Origin of the sequence: Haloferax sp. S2CR25 (genome assembly GCF_031624535.1) — an archaeon.
Taxonomy (GTDB): Archaea; Halobacteriota; Halobacteria; order Halobacteriales; family Haloferacaceae; genus Haloferax; species Haloferax massiliensis.
Window position 1 is genome coordinate 163,156 of record NZ_JAMQOO010000002.1, and the last position, 20,525, is coordinate 183,680.

A 20,525-nucleotide genomic window follows, 5' to 3' on the forward strand; every position below is an offset into this window, starting at 1 on the left:
ATATCCAGTAGAACGTGAGGGGGGAGACGAAGCCGCTGAACCAGTCGCATGGTGACGTGTCTCGCATCAATGGGGAGATTATAAAGGATGGCCTGATAGTCACCGCTCATACAACTATCAGAATTCATATGTTCAAATTCGCCAGTCGCTCAGGGGTGCCGAAATCGGTCGTTTCGGCGGGAAAATCACGCCGGAACCGCGCGACGAGACCGCCCACAAGCTTATCCACTTCACGGGAGTCATATCGTGGTATGGTACTGACTTCCCTCGCACTCACCCCGTTACAGCTCGGCGGCCTGCTCTCCGGCCCGCTCGGTCAGATGCTCGTGGTGCTCGCGGCCGTCGCCGTCGTCATCCTCGTCGGCCGACTGTTCCTCAAAATCGCGTGGCGACTGGTCACTATCGCCGCCATCGTCGTGGGCGCGCTGCTGCTGCTTTCGTTCTTCGGCATCAACGTCCTCTGAGGCGGCGGCACAGCCGCCGGACCGAGAACAGCAGACCGCAGTCGCATCCGCTCGGTCGCGTCTCGACGTCTCTGCGCCTGACCGGTCTCAGGCCTCAGGCCACGTCGAAGCCGGCGACCTCTGTGAGGAAGTTTCTGACGACGCCGTGTCCAGACCCCGTGAGCACGCTCTCCGGATGGAACTGGACGCACTCGATTGGGTACTCGCGGTGGCGAACGCCCATCACGAGCGCCTCGCCGTCGTGGTCGGTCGTCGCCGAGACGTCGAAGCAGTCGGGGACGTCCGTGGCGACGAGCGAGTGGTAGCGCCCGGCCGGGAAGCCGTCTTCGAGGCCGGCGAAGACGCCCTCGCCGTCGTGGTCGACGGGGAACGCCTTGCCGTGAATCGGCTCCGGCGCGTGGCCGATAGTGCCGCCGTAGGCGTACGCGGCGGCTTCGAGGCCGAGACAGACGCCGAGCGTCGGAATCTCCGTCGAAAGTTCCGTGAGCACATCGTTCGTCACGCCCACGTCGCGGTCGTTCTTCGGGTGGCCCGGCCCCGGCGAGACGACGATGGCGTCGGGGTCGAGGTCGCGTATCTCGTCGAGCGACGCGGTGTTCTTGCGCACCTCGATGTCGAGCGGTTCGCCCTCGACGGTCTGCTCGGAGAAGTACTCCACGAGGTTGTACGTGAACGAATCGAAGTTGTCGACGACGACGAGCCGAATCGCCGTCATTGCGGCGCCTCCTCGGTCTCGTACTCGATGCGGCGGACGGCGTCGAGCACCCCGCCCATCTTCTGTTCCGTCTCCTCGTACTCCGAGGTCGGGTCGGAGTCGGCGACGATGCCGGCTCCCGCGCGGACGGTGATGGCGTCTTCCGCGCCGCCGGAGTCGATCGTCGCGGTCCGGATGACGATTGCCATGTCGGCGTCGCCGGTCCACGAGTAGTAGCCGACGCCGCCGCCGTAGACGCCTCGCGGCTCGTCTTCGAGGTCGTCGATAATCTCCATCGCGCGGACCTTCGGCGCGCCGGTGAGCGTCCCCGCGGGGAACGTCGCCCGCGTGGCGTCGAAGGCGTCCGAGTCGGGGTCGAGCGTCCCCGAGACGGTCGATTCGATGTGCTGGACGTGGCTGTACTTGATGATGCTCATGAAGTCCTCGACGCGGACGCTGCCGGGCGTCGAGACCCGGCGCACGTCGTTGCGGCCGAGGTCGACGAGCATCGTGTGCTCGGCGCGCTCCTTTCCGTCCGCGAGGAGTTCGCCGGCGAGGCGGCGGTCCTCGACCGGCCCGGAGCCGCGCTGGCACGTCCCCGCGATGGGGTTGACGACGACGCGGTCGCCGCGCACGGAGACGAGCGTCTCGGGGCTCGCGCCGACGACGCGCCGGTCGCCGTGCCGGAGCAGGTACATGTACGGCGAGGGGTTCACCTCGCGCAGCGAGGCGTACAGGCCGACGGGGTCGACCTGTCCGCGGAGCTTCCGCGTGCGCGAGATGACGCCCTGATAGATGTCGCCGTCGCGGACGTGTTCTTTCGTCTTTCTGACCGCGGCCTCGTAGTCCTCGCGGGAGCCGGCGTCCTCGCCGGTTCGCTCGAAGCCGCCGGGCGAGGGGTCGGCCGCCGCGCGGAGCTTTTCGGCGACGCGCTCGGCCTCGGCGACGACGCCGTCGTACACCTCGCCGGGGTCGTCGTCGGGCGAGACGACGGGGGTACAGACGAGGCGGACGGCGTCCTCGCGGTGGTCGAACGAGAGCGTCCGGGTCGTGAGGACGAACTCGGCGTCCGGACCGTCGGTGTCGGGGCGCTCGCGGCCGACCTCGTCGAGCCAGAGGTCGTAGACGGCCTCGTAGGCGAGAAAGCCGACCAGCCCGCCGGTGAGCGTCTGACGGTCCGTCTCGGGGAAGTTGACGCGCGGGAGGTCCGGGAGCGCGCCGCGCAGGGAGTCGAGCACGTCGCCGTCGCCCGCGCCGACGAACTCGGCGGCGGGACCGCCGAGGTCGGTCACGTCGACGCCGTCGGGGCCGACCGTCACGACCGCTTCCGGGTCGTAGCCGACGAACGAGAAGCGCGCGTGGGAGTCGGCGGCCGTCGCGGGCGCGGAGAACGCGCCTTGCGGGTTACTGGAGGAGACCTTCTCGGCGCTCTCCAGGAGGAAGCCGTAGTCGCTTCGGTCGGCGAGCGTCGTGTACGCGGCCAGCGGGTCCACGGACACGTCGAGGTCGGTCACGAGGTGCGTCACGACCGGTTCGTCCGCGTCGCCGACGAGGTCGACGAACTCCTCGCGGCCGGTGTCGGGGGTCGTCACGCGACGACCTCCTCGTGGTCGTCGGACGCTCCGCGGGCCGCTTTGGCCGCGGCGACGAAGGCGCGGACCGCGTCGTGGTCCTTGACGCCGCCGGCGGATTCGACGCCGCTGGCGACGTCGACGCCGTAGGGTTCGACCGTCCGAACCGCCTCGGCGACGTTGTCGGGCGTCAGACCCCCCGCGAGAATCACGGGTACGTCGACCGCCTCGACGAGTTCGCGCGAGGCGTCCCAGTCGTGGGTCTCGCCGGTGCCGCCCGCGCCGGACGCGGAGGGCGTGTCGACGAGGATAGCGTCCACAACGGGCGCGAGGCCGCGTGCGCGGTCGAGGTCGGTGGCGTCGACGACGGGGACGACCCCGACGCCCGTCGCGCGGAGCGAGTCGAGGTCGTCGGCCGCGAAGTCGCCGTGGAGTTGGAGCACGTCGGGGCCGACCTCGCGGGCGAGGTCGCGGGCGTGGTCGATGGAGTCGGGCATGGTCACGAGGACGGTCGTGAGGAACGGGGGCGCGGCGGCGAACAGCTCGCGGGCGCGCTCGCGGGGAATCTCGCGGGGCGTGTCCACGGGCACGTCGCAGATGGCACCGACGGCGTCGGCACCGGCCGCGTCGACGGCGTCGAGGTCGGCCTCGTCGGTGACGCCGCACACTTTGACGCGGGTCATCTCACGCCTCCCGGAGCGCGTCGAGTTTGGCTTTCGCGGCGCCGGACTCGATGGCGTCGCGGGCGACTTCGACGCCCTCCTCCAGCGAGTCCGCGAGGTCGGCGACGTAGACGGCCGCGCCGGCGTTGGCGAGGATGAGGTCGCGCTTCGGTCCGGTCACGTCGCCGGTGAGGATGCCTTCGAGGTCGGCGGCGTTCTCCTGCGGGGTGCCGCCGGCGACGTCCTCGATGGGGGCCCGTTCGAGGCCGAGGTCGGCGGGCGTGAGGGTGTACTCGGTGATTTCGTCGCCGTCGATTTCGGCGACCGTGGTCGCGTCGTGGAGCGCGATTTCGTCCATGCCGGAGCCGTGGACGACGAGCGCGCGCTCGACGGGCATGTGCGACAGCGACTCGGCGATGACGGGGACGAGGTCGGCGTCGTAGACGCCGAGAACCTGCGCGTCGGCCCCGGCGGGGTTCGTCAGCGGCCCGAGGACGTTGAAGACGGTCCGCATGCCGAGTTCCTTCCGCGGGCCGATGACGGCCTTCATCGCGGGGTGGAACACGGGCGCGAGCATGAAGCCGACGCCGTTGTCATCGATGCACGCCTCGACGGACTCGGGGTCGGCCTCGACGTTCACGCCGGCGACCTCCAGCACGTCGGCGCTCCCAGAAGACGAAGAGACGGAGTAGTTGCCGTGCTTGGCCACCGCCGCGCCCGCGCCGGCCGCGACGAGCGCGCTCGTGGTCGAGACGTTGATGGTGTTGTAGTCGTCGCCGCCGGTGCCGCAGGTGTCGACGAGCGGCCCGCGGTCGGGCTCGATGGTCAGGGCGGCGTCGCGCATCCCCTGCGCGAACCCCGCGATTTCGGCCTCGGTCTCGCCCTTCGCCCGGAGCGCGGCGAGGAGCGCGCCGATTTGCGCCTCGGTCGCGCCCTCGAAGACCGCCCGCGCGGCGTCGCGCGCCTCCTCGACAGTCAGGTCCGCACCGCCGGTCACACGTTCGATATAATCCTGCATTGGTAATCACCGATGTACTTCTTCGGGTTACGATGTACAAATTCGTACATCGGCTTAAGCGTGTCGGGCTGGCGAAAATCGCCGGCACCGAACGGTCGCCGCTCGGGGCGAATCGACCGCGACGGACGGCGGGACCGCGCTGTGACCCGAATCGCCGCACGTAGTCCGATTCGAAAGCTTAAATTGTAACCCCGGACAACGGAGAGATACGTCCGAACGGACGCGGGAAGCACCGTAACCGGGTTGGTGGTCTAGTCTGGTTATGACACCTCCTTGACATGGAGGAGGCCGGCAGTTCAAATCTGCCCCAACCCACTCCTCTTCCCGCGTTTCGGCGTTCGGCGATGTTCGCAACACACCGGGTTGGTGGTCTAGTCTGGTTATGACACCTCCTTGACATGGAGGAGGCCGGCAGTTCAAATCTGCCCCAACCCACTTCTCTCCGACGCCACGACCGCGAGAGACCTCTGTGTCTCTCGCGTCGACGTCGTGTACGTGGTTCCGGGCAGATTTGAACCAGCGAGCGACGTGCGACACGCAGTGTCGCAGTAAAACGAACGGCGGAGCCGTGAGTCGCGGAGCGTTGCGAGTGAGGTTCACGCGAGCGGAGCGAGCGTGTCACCCGACACAACACCACGTCCCACCCAACTACTATCCTCACGGCCCGCGAATTCCGCCCATGACCCTCCTGCAGATTCCCGGCGGTCCCGAACTCGTCATCCTCGGCCTGTTGCTCCTCATCCCGCTCGCGGTCGTCTATCTGGGCTACAAGCTCATCCAGTCGCTCCGGGCGTTCGAGGAGGGCAGAAACGAGCGGACACAGCGGTAGTCACGACGGCACGTCGGGTCGGGCGTCGTCGCTTCGACTCTCGGCGGTTCCCGCCGGCGACGCAGACGGCTGTCGCCGGTGGTGCAGACGCGCCAGTTGGAGCGTCACCGCGTAGCCGACGACGGCGAGGACGGCCGCGAGAATCGTGTTGCCGACGAGCTGTCGGAACAGGATGTCGACGCCGGAACTGAGCGACACGTCGGCGACGGACGTTCCCGGAACCGGGCCGAGCAGGTGCGAGCCGAGCCAGAAGCTCGCGCCGTAGACCGCCCACTTGACGGGCGGGTTGAACACGACGAGCGTGGCGACGAGCGCGAGTCGGCTCGCCCGCTCGACGAAGTAGCCGATGAGGGCGAACAGCGCGAGGGCGGTCCCCGCGGTGGGCATGGCCACGAAGAAGACGCCGAACGCGAAGCTGGCGGCCACCTCGTGAGGTGTGTGGTCCGCCGCGAACGCTCGTTCGAGGCCGGACCGGACGCGGGGACGAATCGACGCGAGACGGTCGTACACTCGTCGCGACTAGACGCGAGACGGCGTAATCAACGCTTCGCCGGTGACTGTTCGATGCTACCAGTCACCGCGGGACAGCGGCCAGCGACGGTCAGCGGAACCGCCGGTCCGACTCCCACTTGTCCTTGAGTTCTATCATCTGGCCGACGCCGCGGGCCACGTCAGAGAGGTGGAAGGCGATGTCCATGGCGGTCACGATGCCGACCATCTCCGAGCCGTCGACGACGACGAGCTTTTTCACCTTCGTTTCGCGCATTTTCTCGGCGGCCACGCGCGTCGTGGAGTCCGGTCGAATCCACTTGATGGGACTCGACATGACCGCGCGGGCCGGGACCGCCGAAAGCGGCTTCCCGCTCGCCACGCCGGCGCGGAGCGCGTCCGACTCGGTGACGATGCCCGCGGGACCGCCGTCGGCCATCACGACGACGCTCCCCGCGCCCTCGCGGAGCATGGTTCGCGCGCAGTCGGCGACGCTCGACCCCAGTTCGACGGTCGCAACCTCCTCGGTCATGATGTCGTCGACGCGCATCTCAGTCGTCCGCGGGCGAGGGTTCTCGGTCGGGGCGCGACTCGGATGCGGCGGGGGTCTGGTCCGGGTCGGGACCGCCCGTCGCGTCCTCGCCGAGCACGTCGTCGACGGTCGCGGCCACGTCGTCGCCGTCGTCGACCTCGAACGCGTCCAAGAGGTCGTCGAGGTGGCTCACGTGCGACGAGAGCTCGCGCACGTCACCGTTGACGTCGACGAGCGCGGCGCTCTGTTCTTCCGCGGTCGCGGAGACGTTCTCGGCCTCGGCGGCGGTCTCCTCGGAGATGCCCGCGATTTCGTCGGTCATCGAGAGCACCTCTTGGGAGGAGTCGGCCTGACTGCCCGTGGCGTCCGAAATCTCGTGGACGCTCGCGGTCGTCTCCTCGACGCGCTCGACGATGCCGTCGAAGGAGGACAGCGCCTCGTCGACCGAGGTGGCGCTCTCTTCGACCTGCGCCTGCATGCGTTCGATGCGGGAGACGACGGCGTCGCGCTGGGTCTCGATTTCGGCGACGAGCGACTCGATGTCGCCCGCCGAGGACTTCGTCTCCTGTGCGAGCTGTTTGACCTCGTTGGAGACGACGGCGAACCCCTCGCCGGCCTCGCCCGCGCGGGCGGCCTCGATGTTCGCGTTGAGCGCGAGGATGTCGGTCTGTTCGGCGATGTCGGTGATGACCTCGACGATTTCCTCGATTCGGGCGAGGCGGTCGTCGAGTTCGCGGACCTCGCCCACGGTCGCCTCCGTCTCGGCGCGCACGGCGTCGATGTCGTCGAGGGCGTCGGTGGCGGCGGTCTGACCGTCGAGCGAGCGCGCCTCGGCCTCCTCGGTGAGCCGGACGAGTTCGTCGGCCGACGAGGCAATCTGCTGGATGGACGCAGAAAGGTCGTTTATCTCGTCGGCGGCGGCGACGAGGCTGTCGGTCTGCTCGCTCGCGCCCTCGGAAATCTGCTGGACCGACGCCGACACCTCCTCGCTCGCGGCGGACACGTCGTCGGCGCGGTCGGCCACGCGGTCGGCGAGCGTCGCCACGTCCTCGCCGAACGTCTTGACCGTGCCGACGGTCTGTTCGATGTCGTCCATCATCTCGTTGTACGCGGCGGCGACGGTCGCCATGTCGCGGCTCTCGGAGTCGGTCGGGAGGCGCACGCGGAGGTCGCCGTCGGCCGCGCGGGTCATCGCCTCGCTGTAGGTCCGGGCGTCGGTCCGCTGGTCGCGGAGGTCGTCCCGGAGGTTGCCGATGCCGCGGACGACCTGTCCGAACTCGTCTTTCCGGTCGGTTTCGAGGTCGACGCCGAGGTCGCCGTCGCGGAGCGCGGCGACGGTCGACGCGAGGTCGACGAGCGGGCGCGCGGTGTTCCCGCGGACGATGAGCGCGAAGACGACGAAGCCGAGTATCGAGAGCGCCAGCAGCGTCGCAATCTGGAGGCCGACGCTGCGGGAGAGGGCAAAGACGCTGCTCGCGGGGGCGTGCAGGAGGAGCACGCCGCCGGAGACGGGAACGTGCGCGACGACGTGCGGCGAGGAGACGAAGCCCTCGACCGGGGCGAGGCGGGTGACGCCCGTCTCGCCGGCGAAGGCGTCGTCGAGTTCGGACGCCTCGGCCGCGGGATAGGCGACGTTCGACCGGCCGCCGCCGCCGTCGTAGAGGACGTTCCCGTCGGTCGTCACGAGCTGGGTGAAGCCGCCGTCGATGCGGTTGCCGTCGAGCGCGGCCCCGAGCGAGGACGCCTCGGCGACGAGGACGATTGCGCGCGGCTCGATGGACGGGAGCGGCGCGACGAAGCCCATGTAGGCGACGCCGTCTTCGACGTAGACCGTGGTTCGCTCGACGCCGTCGTCCGAGAGGTCGGCGCTCGCGGGGAGCGGGAGCGATCCGCCTTCGAACAGCGTCGTCCCGACCGCGCCCTCCTCGGACGACCCGATGACGGTCGTCGTCTCGGTGTCGACGAAGTGGAGCGCGGCCACGTCCGCGGGCATCTCCGCTTTCGCGGCCGTCAGGGTCGCCGAGGACCGCCCGTCGAGCGTGCTCCCGGCGGCGGGGTCGTCGGCGACGATGGTCGCGAGGCGTTCGCGCTCGTCGAACCACGTGTCCACCTGCAGGGCCTCGCGTTCGGCCTCGGTGAGCAGGTCGGCGCGGGCGTTCTCGTCTATCGTGGATGCCGTCTGTTGATACTGGACGGCTCCGACGCCGGCGACGAGGACTGAAACGAGCAGCATCGCGGCGACGAGCCGCCGCGTGTAGCTCTCCGTAATCGCATCAGGAAGCCGTGATTCGGCCTCCAAAACGAGATTTTCGGCCATTACCGTACCGAACCGAATGCGAGGCATAAATCCGCGCGTCCGAATATCAAACGAGATAATATAGCGTCGCGGCGACGGCCGAACAGGCTCCGGCGGCCGCGGACCACGAGCCGGTCCGACCCGAGCGTCAACCATACGTCTGTCGGAAGCTAGCAAGCCACATGGAAACCGAGTTCCGCCTGCTCGTGGCGGGCTTTTGCATCGTCGCGCCGTCGCTCCTGTTCGTCGGGTTCGTCAGGTTGCTCGACGCCATGCGCGAGGACGCCCTCGTCGAGCGCGTCCTCGACAGAGTCGACGAGGGCGGCGGGACGACCGGGACGTCGCTCGACCCGACGACGTTCCTGCGGTCCGCGCGGGAGAAGTCGCGGCGGCGGACGACTGTCTGCCGAGAGTGCGGCGTACCGAACGCGGCCGACGGCGGGCGCTGTGGACTGTGCGGGGCGGCGTTGCGATGAGGAAAAAGAACCGAGAAGAATCGACGCGGGAGAACCCCGCGCTCGAAGCGGGCTTAGAGGAAGTCTTCGATGTGGTCGGCGACCTCGTTAGGGGTGTCGCCGACGGGGACGCCCGCGTCGTTGAGGGCGGAAATCTTGGACTCGGCGGTGCCCGTTCCCGACCCGGAGACGATAGCGCCGGCGTGACCCATGCGCTTGCCCGGCGGGGCCGTGCGGCCGGCGATGAAGCCGGCGACGGGCGTGTCCATGTTCTCCGCGATGAACTTCGCGGCCTGCTCTTCGTCCTCGCCGCCGATTTCGCCGCACATGACGACGGCGTGCGTGTCGGGGTCGTTCTCGAACGCTTCGAGGGCGTCGACGAACGACGTGCCGATGATGGGGTCGCCGCCGATGCCGATGGCGGTGGTCTGGCCGATGCCGCGCTCGGTCAGGTTCGAGACGACCTGATAGGTGAGCGTGCCGGAGCGGGAGACGAGGCCGACGTTCCCCTCCTCGAAGATGTTGCCGGGGAGGATGCCGAGCTTGGCCTCGCCGGGCGTGATGATGCCCGGACAGTTGGGGCCGATGAGGCGCGTGTCGGTCTCAGACAGGCGCTTGTTCACCTTGGCCATGTCCTGCGTCGGGACGCCCTCGGTGATGGCGACGACGAGGTCGAGGTCCGTGTCGAGCGCCTCGAAGATGGCGTCGCCGGCGAACGCCGGCGGGACGAACACGACGGAGGCGTTGGCGTCTTCCTCGTCGACCGCCTCTTCGACGGTGTCGTAGACGGGGATGCCGTCGACGTCCTGACCGCCCTTTCCGGGGGAGGTCCCGGCGACGACGTTCGTGCCGTACTCCACCATCTGGCGGGTGTGGAACTTGCCTTCGCCGCCCGTGATACCCTGTACAACTACTCGCGTGTCGTCGTCGACGAAAATGCTCATTGGGACACCTCCTGTGCGTTCCCGACGGCACGCTGGACGGCGTCCTCCAGCGTCCCCTCGACCTGTACGAGGTCCGTGTTCAGAATCTCCATTCCCTCCTCGGCGTTCGTGCCCGCGAGGCGGACGACGACCGGCTTGGGAATCTCGTCGAAGCTCTCCAGCGCCTCGTTGATACCCTTGGCGACCTCGTCGCCGCGGGTGATGCCGCCGAAGATGTTGAACACGACGGAGTCGACGTTCTCGTCGGAGAAGACCATGTCCAGCGCGTTCGCCACGCGCTCGGCCTTCGCGCCGCCGCCGATGTCGAGGAAGTTGGCGGGTTCGCCGCCGAAGTAGTCCACGAGGTCGAGCGTCGTCATGACGAGACCGGCACCGTTGCCGATGATGCCGACGTTACCCGAGAGACGGACGTAGTCGAAGCCGTACTCGCCGGCCTTGGCTTCGAGTTCGTCCTCGTAGGAGTCCTCTTCCATCGCCGCGAGGTCGTCGTGACGGAACAGGGCGTCGTCGTCGATGTTCATGACGGCGTCCGCGGCGACGATGTCGCGGTCCGAGGTGATCATGACGGGGTTGATTTCGATGTCCGACGCGTCGTTCGACTCGTAGAGGTCGTACAGCGTCGTGAGGAACGAGGCGACGTCGAAGGCGACGTCGCGGGGGATACCCGCCTCGAAGACGACCTTGCGGGCCTGATAGGGGTGCAGGCCGAACGCGGGGTCGATGTGCTCGCGGGCGATTGCCTCGGGGGTCTCTTCCGCGACTTCCTCGATGTTGACGCCGCCCTCCGTCGAGACCATCGCGACGGGCTTGCCCTCGCTGCGGTCCATCGTGATGCCGACGTACAGTTCGTTCTCGAAGTCGACGCCCGCCTCGACGAGCACCCGCTCGACGGTGTAGCCCTTGAGGTCCATCCCGAGGATGTCCTCTGCGGCCTGCCGAGCCTCGTCTTCGTTCATAGCGATTTTGATGCCACCGGCCTTGCCACGCCCACCGACGTGTACCTGCGCCTTGATGGCGGCGGGGTATCCGATCTCCTCGACCGCCTCCATGACTTCCTCTACCGACGACGCGAGACGGGACTCTGGCACCGGAATCCCAGCCTCTGCGAAGATATCCTTCGCCTGGTATTCGTGAAGCTTCATTACCATGCGTGGGAGGGAAAGGCACGCGCTTAAATCCCATTCATCTACGTTCAGGGTTGACCGTATCAGATTCTCTTGATAAAGAACTCTCTTTTCAGATATGCTTTCTATGAGGTCTGTGCGGTACGCCTACGGGCAGATGACTCCCGAAGCTCTGGATAGGAAAACACTTTTGCGTACATGCAATCTAAATCGCATACAGAGATGAACCCAGATACGCTGGATCTAATCAGCAAGAACATCGAGAAGAACCACGATAAGTACGTGGCGATGGGTTCTCCCGGCGAGGTCGCCGAGGACCGAGTCTAAGCTAAAATCCGTTTTCCCGGCCGTGATTGATTACGCTTCGTAACTGTTCGAGCGTCGGCTTCATCGGCAGGCGGTTCTCGCAGTCCAAGAGGAAATTTCGGAAGTAGCGATGCCAGCTAACGTATAGTTCGTCTTTCAGCCACAGGGAATTGTATTTCACATCCGAGTGGAGGCCGCGGATTATTTTCGAATGGAGTACGGCACGCTCGATGTGGTCGCCCGGCCACTCTTCGTCGGGAAACTCGACGTCGTTCTGCTTCAGTAAACCGTACAAGGAGGCCATGCCTGTTCGGTGGTTCGCATCCGGAAACGTGTGAATCCCAGCGAACGCACGCATCCAATGCGCGCACTGCTGTGAGAGTGATTCTGTCCGTGGGAACTCGCGGAGCAAGCGGTTTAGTTTCCAATCGGTAGCTCCGAGAATCTTTTGTTGGGTATATGTTGGCGACTCGTCGAGGATTCGATAGTCGTTCTCCGGATCTTCGAAGAATTGGAGGTTAATCTGCTTGATGTCTGTCGGGTCCAACTTAGAGAAGTCGGTGAGACGCCAGTCAGAGACACAGAGTTCCTCACCGATGACGAGATCCTCCCCAGAGAACCAGGGAGAGCAACCCTCCTCGGAGAAAATGGCCTCACCAGATGCGGTCGCTTCGAACGTATCTTCAGCGACTTCCACGACTGCCCCTACGCGGGCGAGCAAGCGGCATTGAAGCCGAATTACGTTCTCTCGAAACCGGTCCTCCGCGAGGTCCTCGGGCGTGGAAACCCCATGCTCTACTAGCCGGTTCAAGAGTTGTTTCTCGGAGAGATACATTGGACCGTCTCGTTTCTGCCACGGCGCGAGGTTTCGGTCCATAGTGTAGGGAAAATACGTAATAGGATAAGAACTCCTGTGTAACTATGCGCGCTGTCAGATTCCACGACCACGGCGGACGCGACGTGCTTCAGGTAGACGACATCGACACGCCCGAACCGGCGGCGGGCGAGGTCCTCGTCGAAGTCGCGGCCGCGGGCGTCAATCCGGTGGATACGTACTTCCGAGAAGGCTCGTACCAACCCTTCGCGATGCCGATGATTCCCGGCGTTGACGTGGCCGGAACGGTCGCGGCGGTCGGGGCCAACGTGACGGGATTCGCGGAGGGCGACCGCGTCGTCGGCACCGGCATCGGCAAGGACCACTACGGCGGCTACGCCGAGTTCGCGGCCGTCCCGACCGACCGGCTGGCCGTCCTCTCGGACGACGTGGACCTCGTTGCGGCCGGCGGCGCGGGCGTCGCCGGCGTCACCGCGTGGCGCGCCCTCGTCGACCACGGTCGGATGCAACTGGGCGACACGGTCCTGATTCACGGCGGCTCTGGCGGCGTCGGCCACGCCGCGGTCCAACTCGCCGCCGCGTCCGGTGCCCGCGTCATCGTCACCGCCGCGCCCGACTACCACGACCGGGTATCCGAACTCGGCGCGGACGTGGTCCTCGACTACGCCCGCGACGACCTCGCCGAGGCCGTCGTGGACGCCGCGACGGGCGACGGCGTGGACCTGACGCTCGACCACCGGATGGACGACTACCTCCAGTTCGACGCCGACGTGGCCGCCGTCGGCGGTCGCATCGTCGGCATCGGCGAGAACGACCCCGAAGTCGGCTTCGACCTGTCGTCGTCGGCCCGCGGCAAGGACCTCTCGCTGACGATGATGAGCATGTTCAACACGCCCGACCTCTCTGCGCCCCTGCGCGAACTCGCCGGCCAGATGGGCGCGGGCGAGTTCGAAATCGACGTGGCGCGGACCTACGACCTCGACGAGGCCGCCGAGGCCCACCGCGCCGTCATGGAAGACAGCTTCCTCGGCAAGTTGGTCATCACGCCCTGACGGGACCGCCTCGTCGTGCCCGCCGCAATCCGAGCCGGTGGTCACCGACGCGGGAGGGTGACGGCGCGGCCGGTCGCCGACGGGCGCACAGCCGCGACCGAATTATGTTCCGTGCGCACGTATTGCACGGACATGGACGTGGTATTCGATTTCGACGGAACCGTGGCTCTCGTGACCGGTGCGAGCGGCGCGCTCGGCGGCGCAGTCGCCCGCGCGTTCTACGAGGCGGGCGCGTCGGTCGCGGCCGCGGACGTGGTCGAACCCGACGACGAGGACGGCTTCTTCGAGTCCGAGGAGGTTCGGTTCTACGAGGGCGACTTCACCGACGAGGGCGACGTGGCGCGTATCGTCGACGCGGTCGTCTCCGACTTCGGCCGCCTCGACCACCTCGCCAACATCGCCGGGACGTGGCGCGGCGGGACGCCCGTCGACGAGACGGACGCGGACACCTTCGACTTCCTGTTCGACGTGAACCTCAAGACGATGTTCCTCGCGTCGAAACACGCGGTACCGCACCTCCGCGAGACCGAGGGCTCCGTCGTGAGCGTCTCGGCCCGCTCGTCGCTGGAGGGCGGCGAGGGCGACGGCGTCTACCGGGCGTCGAAGGCCGGCGTCCGCCTGCTCACCGAGACCATCGCCGAGGAGAACCGCGGCGTCGTGCGCGCGAACGCGGTCATGCCGAGCGTCATCGACACGCCGATGAACCGCGAGATGATGTCGGACGCCGACTTCGAGAAGTGGGTGAAACCCGAGGAAATCGCCCGGACCGTCCTCGCGCTCTGTTCGGACGCGACCCCCGTGACGAGCGGCGCGGCAGTGCCGGTGTACGGCGAGGCCTGAGCCGCCCGTCTCGTGGCAACATCCGCCACGAGATGGTATGACATTCGTTTCGGTGCGCACGAATTTTTACGCGGTACGCAAGGGATTCACGAACACGACACTCGTTAGAAAAATGAGGAGATACGGGGCCTGAATTCGGACGAACGTTCCACGAGGTATAGTTGCTTGGAGAATTATGTTGATTTTCGCTCCGATATGCGACGGCATACCGCGTCATTTATCACACCCACATCGGCAACAGGGTGATAGACATGACCGAACGTGAAACGTGGGCAACCAGGGCAGGGTTCATCCTCGCGGCCGTCGGCAGCGCGGTCGGCCTCGGGAACATCTGGCAGTTCCCGTTCAAGACCGCCGAATTCGGCGGTGCCTCCTTCCTGATCGTCTACCTCGTCGCGGCGCTCGGCATCGGCCTCCCGGCCATCCTCGCCGAGTTCGTCATCGGACGCAAAGCCAACCTCAACACCATCAGCGCCTTCGAGAAACTCGGGTACAAGGAGTGGCGCGTCGTCGGCGCTATCGGCCTGTTCACCGGCTTCTGGATTCTGTCGTACTACAGCGTCGTCGGCGGCTGGGTCCTCCGGTACATCGGCGGCAGCCTGACCGGCGCGTACTTCGCCGCCCCCGCGGAGTACTTCGGTCAGGTGTCCGCCGGGATGGACGCGCTCGCGCTCCACGCCGTGTTCATGGCGCTCGTCGTCGGCATCGTCGCCGCCGGCATCGAAGACGGCATCGAGAAGGCGACGAAGCTGATGGTGCCGAGCATCGTCGTCATCCTCGGCGCGCTCGCCGTCTTCGCCTTCACGCTCCCCGGCGCGTCGGCGGGCTACGCGTACTTCCTCTCGCCCGACTTCAACGCGCTCTCGGAGAACCTCGCCGAAATCGTCCCCTTCGCGGTCGGGCAGGCGTTCTTCTCGCTGTCGCTCGGCATGGGCGCGATGATCACCTACGCCTCCTACATCGACGGCGACCAGAGCCTGTTCGGCGACGGCATCACCATCGTCTTCCTGAACAGCTTCGTCGGCATCCTCGCCGGGCTCGTCGTCCTCCCGCTGCTGTTCGCGCAGGGCATCGACCCCAACACGAGCGGCGCGGGCGCGGTGTTCATCAGCGTCGCCGGCGCGTTCGGCGACATCCCCGGCGGTCAGATAATCGGCCTCGTCTTCTTCGCGGTCGTGCTCATCGCGGCGCTCTCGTCGGCGATTAGCCTGCTCGAAGTCGTCGTCTCGTGGGCCATCGACAACTACGACGTGTCCCGCCCGCAGATGGCCGTCGGCCTCGGCGGCGCCATCTTCCTGCTCGGCGTCCCCTCGGCCATCGACACCGCGTGGCTCGGCTGGTTCGACACGCTGGCCTACCAGCTTCTCCTCCCGCTTTCGGTGCTCGGCATCCTCGTCTTCGCGGCGTGGGTCTACGGCGCGCCCGCCATCGACGAGCTGATGAAAGGGAGCGGGCTCGGCGAGGGCGTCGGTCTGACGTGGCTCTGGCTCGCCCGCACCCTCGTCATCGTCGCCGTCGTGGCGACGCTCGCCCTCGGCCTCCAGACGCTGTTCCTCGCCGAGAGCCCGGCCATCGTCCCGCCGCTCTGAGGCGGCGACCGGTCCCGGGTTCCGGCCGGCTAGGAATCGTCGGTAGCGACGCGTTCTTCCCGACTATCTGACGGCGAATTTCACGCGTAGACCACTCAAAGCCGTTAAATTTCTCCGATGACGTATCGTCGGTTCGAAAGCCCTTTTACCGGTGGACTGGCAATGGGTGGCAATGACACGAGAAACATGGGCAACACGGCTCGGGTTCATCCTCGCGGCCGTCGGCAGCGCGGTCGGTCTCGGGAACATCTGGCGGTTCCCGTGGCAGACCGCCGAAAACGGCGGCAGCGCGTTCCTCGTCGTGTACCTCGGCATCGTTCTCCTGGTCGGCGTCCCCGGACTGCTCGGCGAGTTCGTCATCGGCCGCCGCGCGAAGAAGTCGCCGGTCGGCGCGCTCCGGGACCTCTCGGGGTCGAACAAGTGGGGTATCGTCGGCGCGTTCTCGGTCGTCACCGGCATCTCGTTGCTCTCGTTCTACAGCGTCGTCGGCGGGTGGATTCTCCGCTATCTCCTCGAAAGCGGGGCCGCGGTCGTCGGCGGGAGTCCCGCGTACTTCACGAATCCGGGCCAGTACTTCGGCGGCGTCTCCGCCGGCGTCGACGCGGCGCTCTACCATCTCCTGTTTCTCGGCCTGACCGCGCTCATCGTCTTCGCGGGCGTCCGCAAGGGCATCGAACTCGGCACGAAGGTCATGATGCCCGCCGTGCTCGTGCTCCTCGTCGGGCTCGCCGGCTGGGCCGCGACCCAGCCCAACGCGGCCGCGGGCTACGCCTTCTTCCTCCGGTTCGACCCCTCGGTCATCTCCGAGAACTTCTTCGCCATCCTCGGTCCCGCCGCCGGGCAGGCGCTTTTCACCCTCTCGCTCGGCGCGGGCACGATGATAACGTACTCCTCGTACCTCGGCGAGGACCGCTCGCTTCCCTTCGACGGGAGCGCCATCGCCATCCTCAACACGGCGGTCGGGGTCATCACCGGCCTCGTCGTCTTCCCGCTTCTGTTCTCGCAGGGCATCAACCCGACCGAGACCGGCACCGGGCCGGGCGCGCTGTTCGTCGGCCTCGCCGGAGCGTTCTCGCAACTCCCCGCGGGGACGCTCATCGCCACCGCGTTCTTCGCCGTCGTGACGCTCGCGGCGCTGTCGAGTTCCATCAGCATGCTCGAAATCCCCGTCGCGTTCCTCGTCGACGAGTACGGCGTCTCCCGCGGACGCGCCGTGTCCGGGATGACCGCGTTCGTCGCCGTCACCGGGACCGTCTGCGCGTTCAACCCGGCCGTCTTCGGCTTCGTCGCCGGGCCGCTCGTGAACGTCCTCCTGACCGCCGGCCTCGCCGCGTTCCTCCTGTTCGTCGGCTGGGTCATGGGCCGCGAGGCGCTCGAAGAGTTCGCCGCGGGCGCGGGCGACTTCGGGAAGTCCCTCGGCACGCCGTGGCTCTTCGCCGTCGGCGTCGTCCTCCCGCTGTTCCTCGTGTTCACGCTCCTCACGCACTTCGGCGTGGACACGACCATCGGCTTCTGGCCGACCGTCGCCGTCGCCGTCGTCGCGTCCGCCGCCGCCTTCTTCGGGCTTCGACAGCCCGACTCGGTCGTCTGAGCGGCGACCCCCCGCGTTCGGGCGGTGACTCGACGCCGTTTCCGCTGTTTCCTCCGTTTTCGACTGACGCGACCGCGAGGAGTGACCCGCACCGCGGCGTAACTGTGATGATTGTTCCATCTATTATTCGACAACTGTCGAAGTAAGGGTTGTCGGATTGCGGAACTCCTTTGACCGAGGACTGCGGACCGTTGCTCCAATGAGCGAAGGTGGTCTGGCATGACGATGGAAGACCGGATCGACGAACTCCGCGAGAAGCGCGAGGAAGCCCTGAAGGGCGGCGGCGAGGACCGAATCGCCTCCCAGCACGACAAGGGCAAGATGACCGCCCGCGAGCGCATCGACTACTTCCTCGACGACGGCACCTTCCGCGAGTTCGACCAGTTCCGGACCCACCGCAACCACAAGTTCGGCATGGAGGAGACGAAGCTCCCGGGCGACGGCGTCATCACCGGCTACGGCGAGGTCGACGGCCGAACCGTCTTCGTCTTCGCCCACGACTTCACCGTCTTCGGCGGCTCGCTCGGCGAGGTGTTCGCCGAGAAGGTCTGTAAGGTGATGGACAAGGCGATGGAGGTCGGCGCGCCCGTCGTCGGCCTCAACGACTCCGCCGGCGCGCGGATTCAGGAGGGCGTCCAGTCGCTCGGCGGCTTCGGAGAGATCTTCCGCCGCAACACCGAGGCCTCGGGCGTCATCCCGCAGATTTCGGCCATCATGGGCCCCTGCGCGGGCGGCGCGGTGTACTCCCCCGCGCTGACGGACTTCACGTTCATGGTCCGCGACACGAGCCACATGTTCATCACCGGCCCGGACGTCATCAAGACGGTCACGGGCGAGGAGGTCACCTTCGACGAACTCGGCGGCGCGACGACCCACACCTCGACCAGCGGGGTCGCCCACTTCGCCACCGACACCGAAGAGCAGGCGCTCGACGACATCCGCCACCTGCTTTCGTACCTCCCGCAGAACAACGTCGAGGACCCGCCCCGGGTCGAACCGTGGGACGACCCCGAGCGCGTCGACGACGACCTCGCCGAGGTCGTTCCCGATCAGCCCCGCAAGCCCTACGACATCCACGACGTGCTCGACGGCGTCCTCGACGAGGGCTCGTTCTTCGGCGTCCAAGAGGACTTCGCGAAGAACATCGTCGTCGGCTTCGGCCGCCTCGACGGCCGCTCGGTCGGCATCGTCGCCAACCAGCCCCGCGTGAACGCCGGCACCCTCAACATCGAGGCCTCCGAGAAGGGCGCGCGCTTCATCCGCTTTTGCGACTCCTTCAACATCCCCATCCTCTCGTTCGTGGACGTGCCCGGCTTCCTCCCCGGTACGGACCAAGAGCACAACGGCATCATCCGCCACGGCGCGAAGCTCCTCTATGCCTACTCCGAGGCGACGGTCCCCCTCATGACCGTCATCACGCGCAAGGCCTACGGCGGCGCGTACGACGTCATGGCCTCAAAGCATCTCGGCGCGGACGTGAACTACGCGTGGCCGACCGCCGAAATCGCCGTGATGGGCCCGCAGGGCGCGGTCAACATCCTCTACCGCGACGAACTCGACGCCGCGGACGACCCCGACGCCCGCCGCGACGAACTCATCGAGGAGTACCGCGAGGAGTTCGCCAACCCCTACACCGCCGCGGACCGCGGCTTCATCGACGACGTCATCGAACCCGGTGAGACCCGCGAGCGACTCATCTCGGACCTCCAGATGCTGAACTCCAAGCGCAAGTCCCAGCCCGACAAGAAACACGGCAACATCCCGCTATGAGCGGCGAACTGCTGTCTGGGCTGTTGATTCCGGACGACGCCGACGCCGAGGAGGCCGCGGCCATCGCCGCCGCCGTCGGCGCGCACCTCCACGACCAGTCGGTCGCCGCGGCCGCCGCGGCCGCAGACGACGGCGAGGAGACGTGGAACGAAAAGCGCTGGCGCTACGCCGGCCGCCTCGAATCGGTCACGGGCTGTGGCCGCCGCGTCCCCGCCGGCGCGCCGACCGACGCGTGGGCCGCCTCGGGCCGCGTCGACCGGTTCTAAATCGGAGGTCTGCGGTTTCACGACAGAACGCTTACATTCTCGCCCGGCGTCAGTCGGTCCAATATGGTCCAATCCGCGCTCGTCTGGCTGTTTCTCAACGCCGTCCTCGCCGGGTTCGCCGCCGTCGCGGTCGCAGTACACTACGCCGACGAGCGCGAACCCGACTTCGTCTCCGCGGCGCTCGCCGCCGTCTTCGTCGGGTCCTGCGTCGAACTCGGGATGGCAAACGGCTACCTCCCCGACGGCGTCCTCCCGACCGCCGTCGTCGGAGTCTGCATCGTCGTCGGCCTCGTCTCGCTCGCGCTCGGTGTGAAACGGGACCAATCGGCGTTTCAAGCGTTTCGCGGGGGCGCTCGGTCTCGGTAGTTGGCAGTCAGTAGCCGGCAGTCGGTGGCCCGTCGTTCACCCCGCGACTCCCGGGTCGTCGACGACGACGCCGTCCACGCCGTACTCCCGGAGTCGCCGCGCGACTTCGCGGTCGGGGACCGTCCACGCGTTGACCTCGAAGCCGCGGTCGTGCGCCTCCTCGACCCGCGCCGACGAGAGCAGGTCGTAGTGCGGGTGGACGGCCGCGCAGTTGAGAGCGGTGGCGACCGAGAGCGCGCTTTCCCAGTCGGCGGCGAAGAGGAACGCGACCGGGAGCGCGCTCGCCTCGCGCACCTCGCGGAGCGCCTCGGCGTCGAACGACGAGACGAGTATCTCGTTTCCCGCGTCGGCGACGACGGCCGCGAGGTCGGCGGCGAGGCCGCTTTCTTTCAGTTCGACGTTGACCGCGACGCGGTCCGGGAGGACGTCGAACACCGCGGCGAGCGTCGGAACCGACTCGTCGGAATCGCCGACGGTGAGTGCCTGCAACTCCGCGAGACTCGTGTCGGCGACGCGACCGCGCGCGTCGGTCAGGCGGTCAAGCGTCTCGTCGTGGAAGACGACGAGTTCGCCGGAGCCGCAGCGTCGGACGTCGAGTTCGACCCAGTCGAGTCGCGTTGCGGCCGCCTCGAAGGCGGCGAGCGTGTTTTCGGGGGCGAGGGCGGGACAGCCGCGGTGACCGATGACGCGCATGTCGGTGCATCTCGGGAGGGCGGACTAAACGCTTCCTCCGGTCGGCTCACGAGCGATGGAGGGCGATGGAGAGCGATGGGGATGGCTCGGGAGCGGTACGTACGGGAATCGTTTACTGGGGACGGCGCGACGACGCGCG

General features: G+C 67.3%; 21 protein-coding genes and 2 tRNA genes. 12 read left to right on the top strand and 11 right to left on the bottom strand.

Annotated elements, in window-relative coordinates:
- Positions 1 to 251 precede the first annotated feature (251 nt).
- The gene (locus NDI65_RS06090; RefSeq protein ID WP_042662454.1) at positions 252 to 464 is read left to right on the top strand and encodes a hypothetical protein; all 213 of its coding nucleotides are present in this window, start codon (positions 252 to 254) and stop codon (positions 462 to 464) included.
- A 94-nt stretch (positions 465 to 558) separates the two neighbouring features.
- On the opposite strand, the gene trpG is transcribed toward NDI65_RS06090, so the two are convergent.
- From trpG to trpD, 4 genes are read right to left on the bottom strand one after another with little or no spacing between them, the layout of a single operon-like run.
- The gene (gene trpG, locus NDI65_RS06095) at positions 559 to 1,179 is read right to left on the bottom strand and encodes an anthranilate synthase component II (RefSeq protein WP_089781482.1); all 621 of its coding nucleotides are present in this window, start codon (positions 1,177 to 1,179) and stop codon (positions 559 to 561) included.
- Complete coding sequence (trpE, locus tag NDI65_RS06100; RefSeq protein ID WP_089781480.1) at positions 1,176 to 2,750, bottom strand: anthranilate synthase component I; 1,575 nt, start codon at positions 2,748 to 2,750, stop codon at positions 1,176 to 1,178. The genes trpG and trpE overlap by 4 nt, the downstream gene beginning before the upstream one ends.
- The gene (trpF, locus tag NDI65_RS06105; protein ID WP_089781478.1) at positions 2,747 to 3,412 is read right to left on the bottom strand and encodes a phosphoribosylanthranilate isomerase; all 666 of its coding nucleotides are present in this window, start codon (positions 3,410 to 3,412) and stop codon (positions 2,747 to 2,749) included. The genes trpE and trpF overlap by 4 nt, the downstream gene beginning before the upstream one ends.
- A 1-nt stretch (position 3,413) precedes the next feature.
- Positions 3,414 to 4,409, bottom strand: coding sequence for an anthranilate phosphoribosyltransferase (gene trpD, locus NDI65_RS06110; protein WP_089781476.1), 996 nt, complete (start codon positions 4,407 to 4,409; stop codon positions 3,414 to 3,416).
- A 240-nt stretch (positions 4,410 to 4,649) separates the two neighbouring features.
- On the opposite strand from trpD, the gene NDI65_RS06115 reads away from it, so the two are divergent.
- The 3 genes from NDI65_RS06115 to NDI65_RS06125 all read left to right on the top strand — a co-directional run bounded on the left by NDI65_RS06115 (position 4,650) and on the right by NDI65_RS06125 (position 5,238).
- Positions 4,650 to 4,724 (top strand) — tRNA-Val (locus tag NDI65_RS06115).
- A 45-nt stretch (positions 4,725 to 4,769) separates the two neighbouring features.
- Positions 4,770 to 4,844 (top strand) — tRNA-Val (locus tag NDI65_RS06120).
- A 244-nt stretch (positions 4,845 to 5,088) separates the two neighbouring features.
- Positions 5,089 to 5,238 carry a hypothetical protein gene (locus NDI65_RS06125; RefSeq protein WP_167344172.1) on the top strand — a complete coding sequence of 50 codons (150 nt, stop codon included), beginning with the start codon at positions 5,089 to 5,091 and terminating at the stop codon, positions 5,236 to 5,238.
- On the opposite strand, the gene NDI65_RS06130 is transcribed toward NDI65_RS06125, so the two are convergent.
- From NDI65_RS06130 to NDI65_RS06140, 3 genes are all read right to left on the bottom strand, one after another.
- Positions 5,239 to 5,748 carry a DUF2062 domain-containing protein gene (locus NDI65_RS06130; protein ID WP_089781475.1) on the bottom strand — a complete coding sequence of 170 codons (510 nt, stop codon included), beginning with the start codon at positions 5,746 to 5,748 and terminating at the stop codon, positions 5,239 to 5,241.
- 91 nt (positions 5,749 to 5,839) lie between these two features.
- A complete protein-coding gene (locus tag NDI65_RS06135; protein ID WP_310893484.1) occupies positions 5,840 to 6,277 on the bottom strand; it encodes a CBS domain-containing protein in 438 nt (145 codons plus the stop codon).
- A gap of 1 nt (position 6,278) precedes the next feature.
- Positions 6,279 to 8,576 (bottom strand): methyl-accepting chemotaxis protein, encoded by a 2,298-nt coding sequence (locus tag NDI65_RS06140; protein ID WP_089781471.1) that lies wholly within the window; start codon positions 8,574 to 8,576, stop codon positions 6,279 to 6,281.
- 161 nt (positions 8,577 to 8,737) lie between these two features.
- Here NDI65_RS06140 and NDI65_RS06145 point away from each other — a divergent pair, with 161 nt between their 5' ends.
- The gene (locus NDI65_RS06145) at positions 8,738 to 9,031 is read left to right on the top strand and encodes a hypothetical protein (protein ID WP_089781469.1); all 294 of its coding nucleotides are present in this window, start codon (positions 8,738 to 8,740) and stop codon (positions 9,029 to 9,031) included.
- Between the two features lie 53 nt (positions 9,032 to 9,084).
- On the opposite strand, the gene sucD is transcribed toward NDI65_RS06145, so the two are convergent.
- The 3 genes from sucD to NDI65_RS06160 form a co-directional block, all read right to left on the bottom strand.
- Complete coding sequence (sucD, locus tag NDI65_RS06150; protein WP_089781467.1) at positions 9,085 to 9,954, bottom strand: succinate--CoA ligase subunit alpha; 870 nt, start codon at positions 9,952 to 9,954, stop codon at positions 9,085 to 9,087.
- Positions 9,951 to 11,096 carry an ADP-forming succinate--CoA ligase subunit beta gene (gene sucC, locus NDI65_RS06155; protein WP_089781465.1) on the bottom strand — a complete coding sequence of 382 codons (1,146 nt, stop codon included), beginning with the start codon at positions 11,094 to 11,096 and terminating at the stop codon, positions 9,951 to 9,953. Before sucC ends, sucD begins: the two co-directional genes overlap by 4 nt.
- Before the next feature lie 310 nt (positions 11,097 to 11,406).
- Complete coding sequence (locus NDI65_RS06160; RefSeq protein WP_226908795.1) at positions 11,407 to 12,261, bottom strand: hypothetical protein; 855 nt, start codon at positions 12,259 to 12,261, stop codon at positions 11,407 to 11,409.
- A gap of 44 nt (positions 12,262 to 12,305) precedes the next feature.
- Between NDI65_RS06160 and NDI65_RS06165 the strand changes: the two genes are divergently transcribed.
- The 7 genes from NDI65_RS06165 to NDI65_RS06195 all read left to right on the top strand — a co-directional run bounded on the left by NDI65_RS06165 (position 12,306) and on the right by NDI65_RS06195 (position 19,693).
- The gene (locus NDI65_RS06165; RefSeq protein ID WP_089781463.1) at positions 12,306 to 13,271 is read left to right on the top strand and encodes an NADPH:quinone reductase; all 966 of its coding nucleotides are present in this window, start codon (positions 12,306 to 12,308) and stop codon (positions 13,269 to 13,271) included.
- Positions 13,272 to 13,403: 132 nt separating this feature from the next.
- Complete coding sequence (locus NDI65_RS06170) at positions 13,404 to 14,111, top strand: SDR family oxidoreductase (RefSeq protein ID WP_089781460.1); 708 nt, start codon at positions 13,404 to 13,406, stop codon at positions 14,109 to 14,111.
- Between the two features lie 251 nt (positions 14,112 to 14,362).
- Positions 14,363 to 15,700 carry a sodium-dependent transporter gene (locus NDI65_RS06175; protein ID WP_089781458.1) on the top strand — a complete coding sequence of 446 codons (1,338 nt, stop codon included), beginning with the start codon at positions 14,363 to 14,365 and terminating at the stop codon, positions 15,698 to 15,700.
- A gap of 172 nt (positions 15,701 to 15,872) precedes the next feature.
- On the top strand, positions 15,873 to 17,291 hold the full coding sequence (locus NDI65_RS06180) for a sodium-dependent transporter (RefSeq protein ID WP_007274608.1): 1,419 nt from the start codon (positions 15,873 to 15,875) through the stop codon (positions 17,289 to 17,291).
- Positions 17,292 to 17,516: 225 nt separating this feature from the next.
- Positions 17,517 to 19,061, top strand: a complete 1,545-nt coding sequence (locus NDI65_RS06185; RefSeq protein ID WP_089781738.1) for an acyl-CoA carboxylase subunit beta — start codon at positions 17,517 to 17,519, stop codon at positions 19,059 to 19,061.
- Positions 19,058 to 19,327, top strand: a complete 270-nt coding sequence (locus NDI65_RS06190; protein ID WP_089781455.1) for an acc operon protein — start codon at positions 19,058 to 19,060, stop codon at positions 19,325 to 19,327. Before NDI65_RS06185 ends, NDI65_RS06190 begins: the two co-directional genes overlap by 4 nt.
- Positions 19,328 to 19,390: 63 nt before the next feature.
- Positions 19,391 to 19,693, top strand: coding sequence for a hypothetical protein (locus NDI65_RS06195; RefSeq protein WP_089781453.1), 303 nt, complete (start codon positions 19,391 to 19,393; stop codon positions 19,691 to 19,693).
- A 36-nt stretch (positions 19,694 to 19,729) separates the two neighbouring features.
- Here the strand turns inward: NDI65_RS06195 and NDI65_RS06200 are convergent, their stop codons facing one another.
- Complete coding sequence (locus NDI65_RS06200; protein ID WP_089781451.1) at positions 19,730 to 20,386, bottom strand: glycerophosphodiester phosphodiesterase family protein; 657 nt, start codon at positions 20,384 to 20,386, stop codon at positions 19,730 to 19,732.
- Between the last annotated feature and the right edge of the window lie 139 nt (positions 20,387 to 20,525).

What these genes read in the sequence shown, in the direction of transcription:
- NDI65_RS06090 (WP_042662454.1), top strand. Translation starts at nt 252, where the DNA reads ATGGTACTGACTTCCCTCGCACTCACCCCGTTACAGCTCGGCGGCCTG.
- trpG (WP_089781482.1), bottom strand. Translation starts at nt 1,179, where the DNA reads ATGACGGCGATTCGGCTCGTCGTCGTCGACAACTTCGATTCGTTCACG.
- trpF (WP_089781478.1), bottom strand. Translation starts at nt 3,412, where the DNA reads ATGACCCGCGTCAAAGTGTGCGGCGTCACCGACGAGGCCGACCTCGAC.
- trpD (WP_089781476.1), bottom strand. Translation starts at nt 4,409, where the DNA reads ATGCAGGATTATATCGAACGTGTGACCGGCGGTGCGGACCTGACTGTC.
- NDI65_RS06125 (WP_167344172.1), top strand. Translation starts at nt 5,089, where the DNA reads ATGACCCTCCTGCAGATTCCCGGCGGTCCCGAACTCGTCATCCTCGGC.
- NDI65_RS06135 (WP_310893484.1), bottom strand. Translation starts at nt 6,277, where the DNA reads ATGCGCGTCGACGACATCATGACCGAGGAGGTTGCGACCGTCGAACTG.
- NDI65_RS06140 (WP_089781471.1), bottom strand. Translation starts at nt 8,576, where the DNA reads ATGGCCGAAAATCTCGTTTTGGAGGCCGAATCACGGCTTCCTGATGCG.
- NDI65_RS06145 (WP_089781469.1), top strand. Translation starts at nt 8,738, where the DNA reads ATGGAAACCGAGTTCCGCCTGCTCGTGGCGGGCTTTTGCATCGTCGCG.
- sucD (WP_089781467.1), bottom strand. Translation starts at nt 9,954, where the DNA reads ATGAGCATTTTCGTCGACGACGACACGCGAGTAGTTGTACAGGGTATC.
- sucC (WP_089781465.1), bottom strand. Translation starts at nt 11,096, where the DNA reads ATGAAGCTTCACGAATACCAGGCGAAGGATATCTTCGCAGAGGCTGGG.
- NDI65_RS06160 (WP_226908795.1), bottom strand. Translation starts at nt 12,261, where the DNA reads ATGGACCGAAACCTCGCGCCGTGGCAGAAACGAGACGGTCCAATGTAT.
- NDI65_RS06165 (WP_089781463.1), top strand. Translation starts at nt 12,306, where the DNA reads ATGCGCGCTGTCAGATTCCACGACCACGGCGGACGCGACGTGCTTCAG.
- NDI65_RS06170 (WP_089781460.1), top strand. Translation starts at nt 13,404, where the DNA reads ATGGACGTGGTATTCGATTTCGACGGAACCGTGGCTCTCGTGACCGGT.
- NDI65_RS06175 (WP_089781458.1), top strand. Translation starts at nt 14,363, where the DNA reads ATGACCGAACGTGAAACGTGGGCAACCAGGGCAGGGTTCATCCTCGCG.
- NDI65_RS06180 (WP_007274608.1), top strand. Translation starts at nt 15,873, where the DNA reads ATGACACGAGAAACATGGGCAACACGGCTCGGGTTCATCCTCGCGGCC.
- NDI65_RS06185 (WP_089781738.1), top strand. Translation starts at nt 17,517, where the DNA reads ATGGAAGACCGGATCGACGAACTCCGCGAGAAGCGCGAGGAAGCCCTG.
- NDI65_RS06190 (WP_089781455.1), top strand. Translation starts at nt 19,058, where the DNA reads ATGAGCGGCGAACTGCTGTCTGGGCTGTTGATTCCGGACGACGCCGAC.
- NDI65_RS06195 (WP_089781453.1), top strand. Translation starts at nt 19,391, where the DNA reads ATGGTCCAATCCGCGCTCGTCTGGCTGTTTCTCAACGCCGTCCTCGCC.
- NDI65_RS06200 (WP_089781451.1), bottom strand. Translation starts at nt 20,386, where the DNA reads ATGCGCGTCATCGGTCACCGCGGCTGTCCCGCCCTCGCCCCCGAAAAC.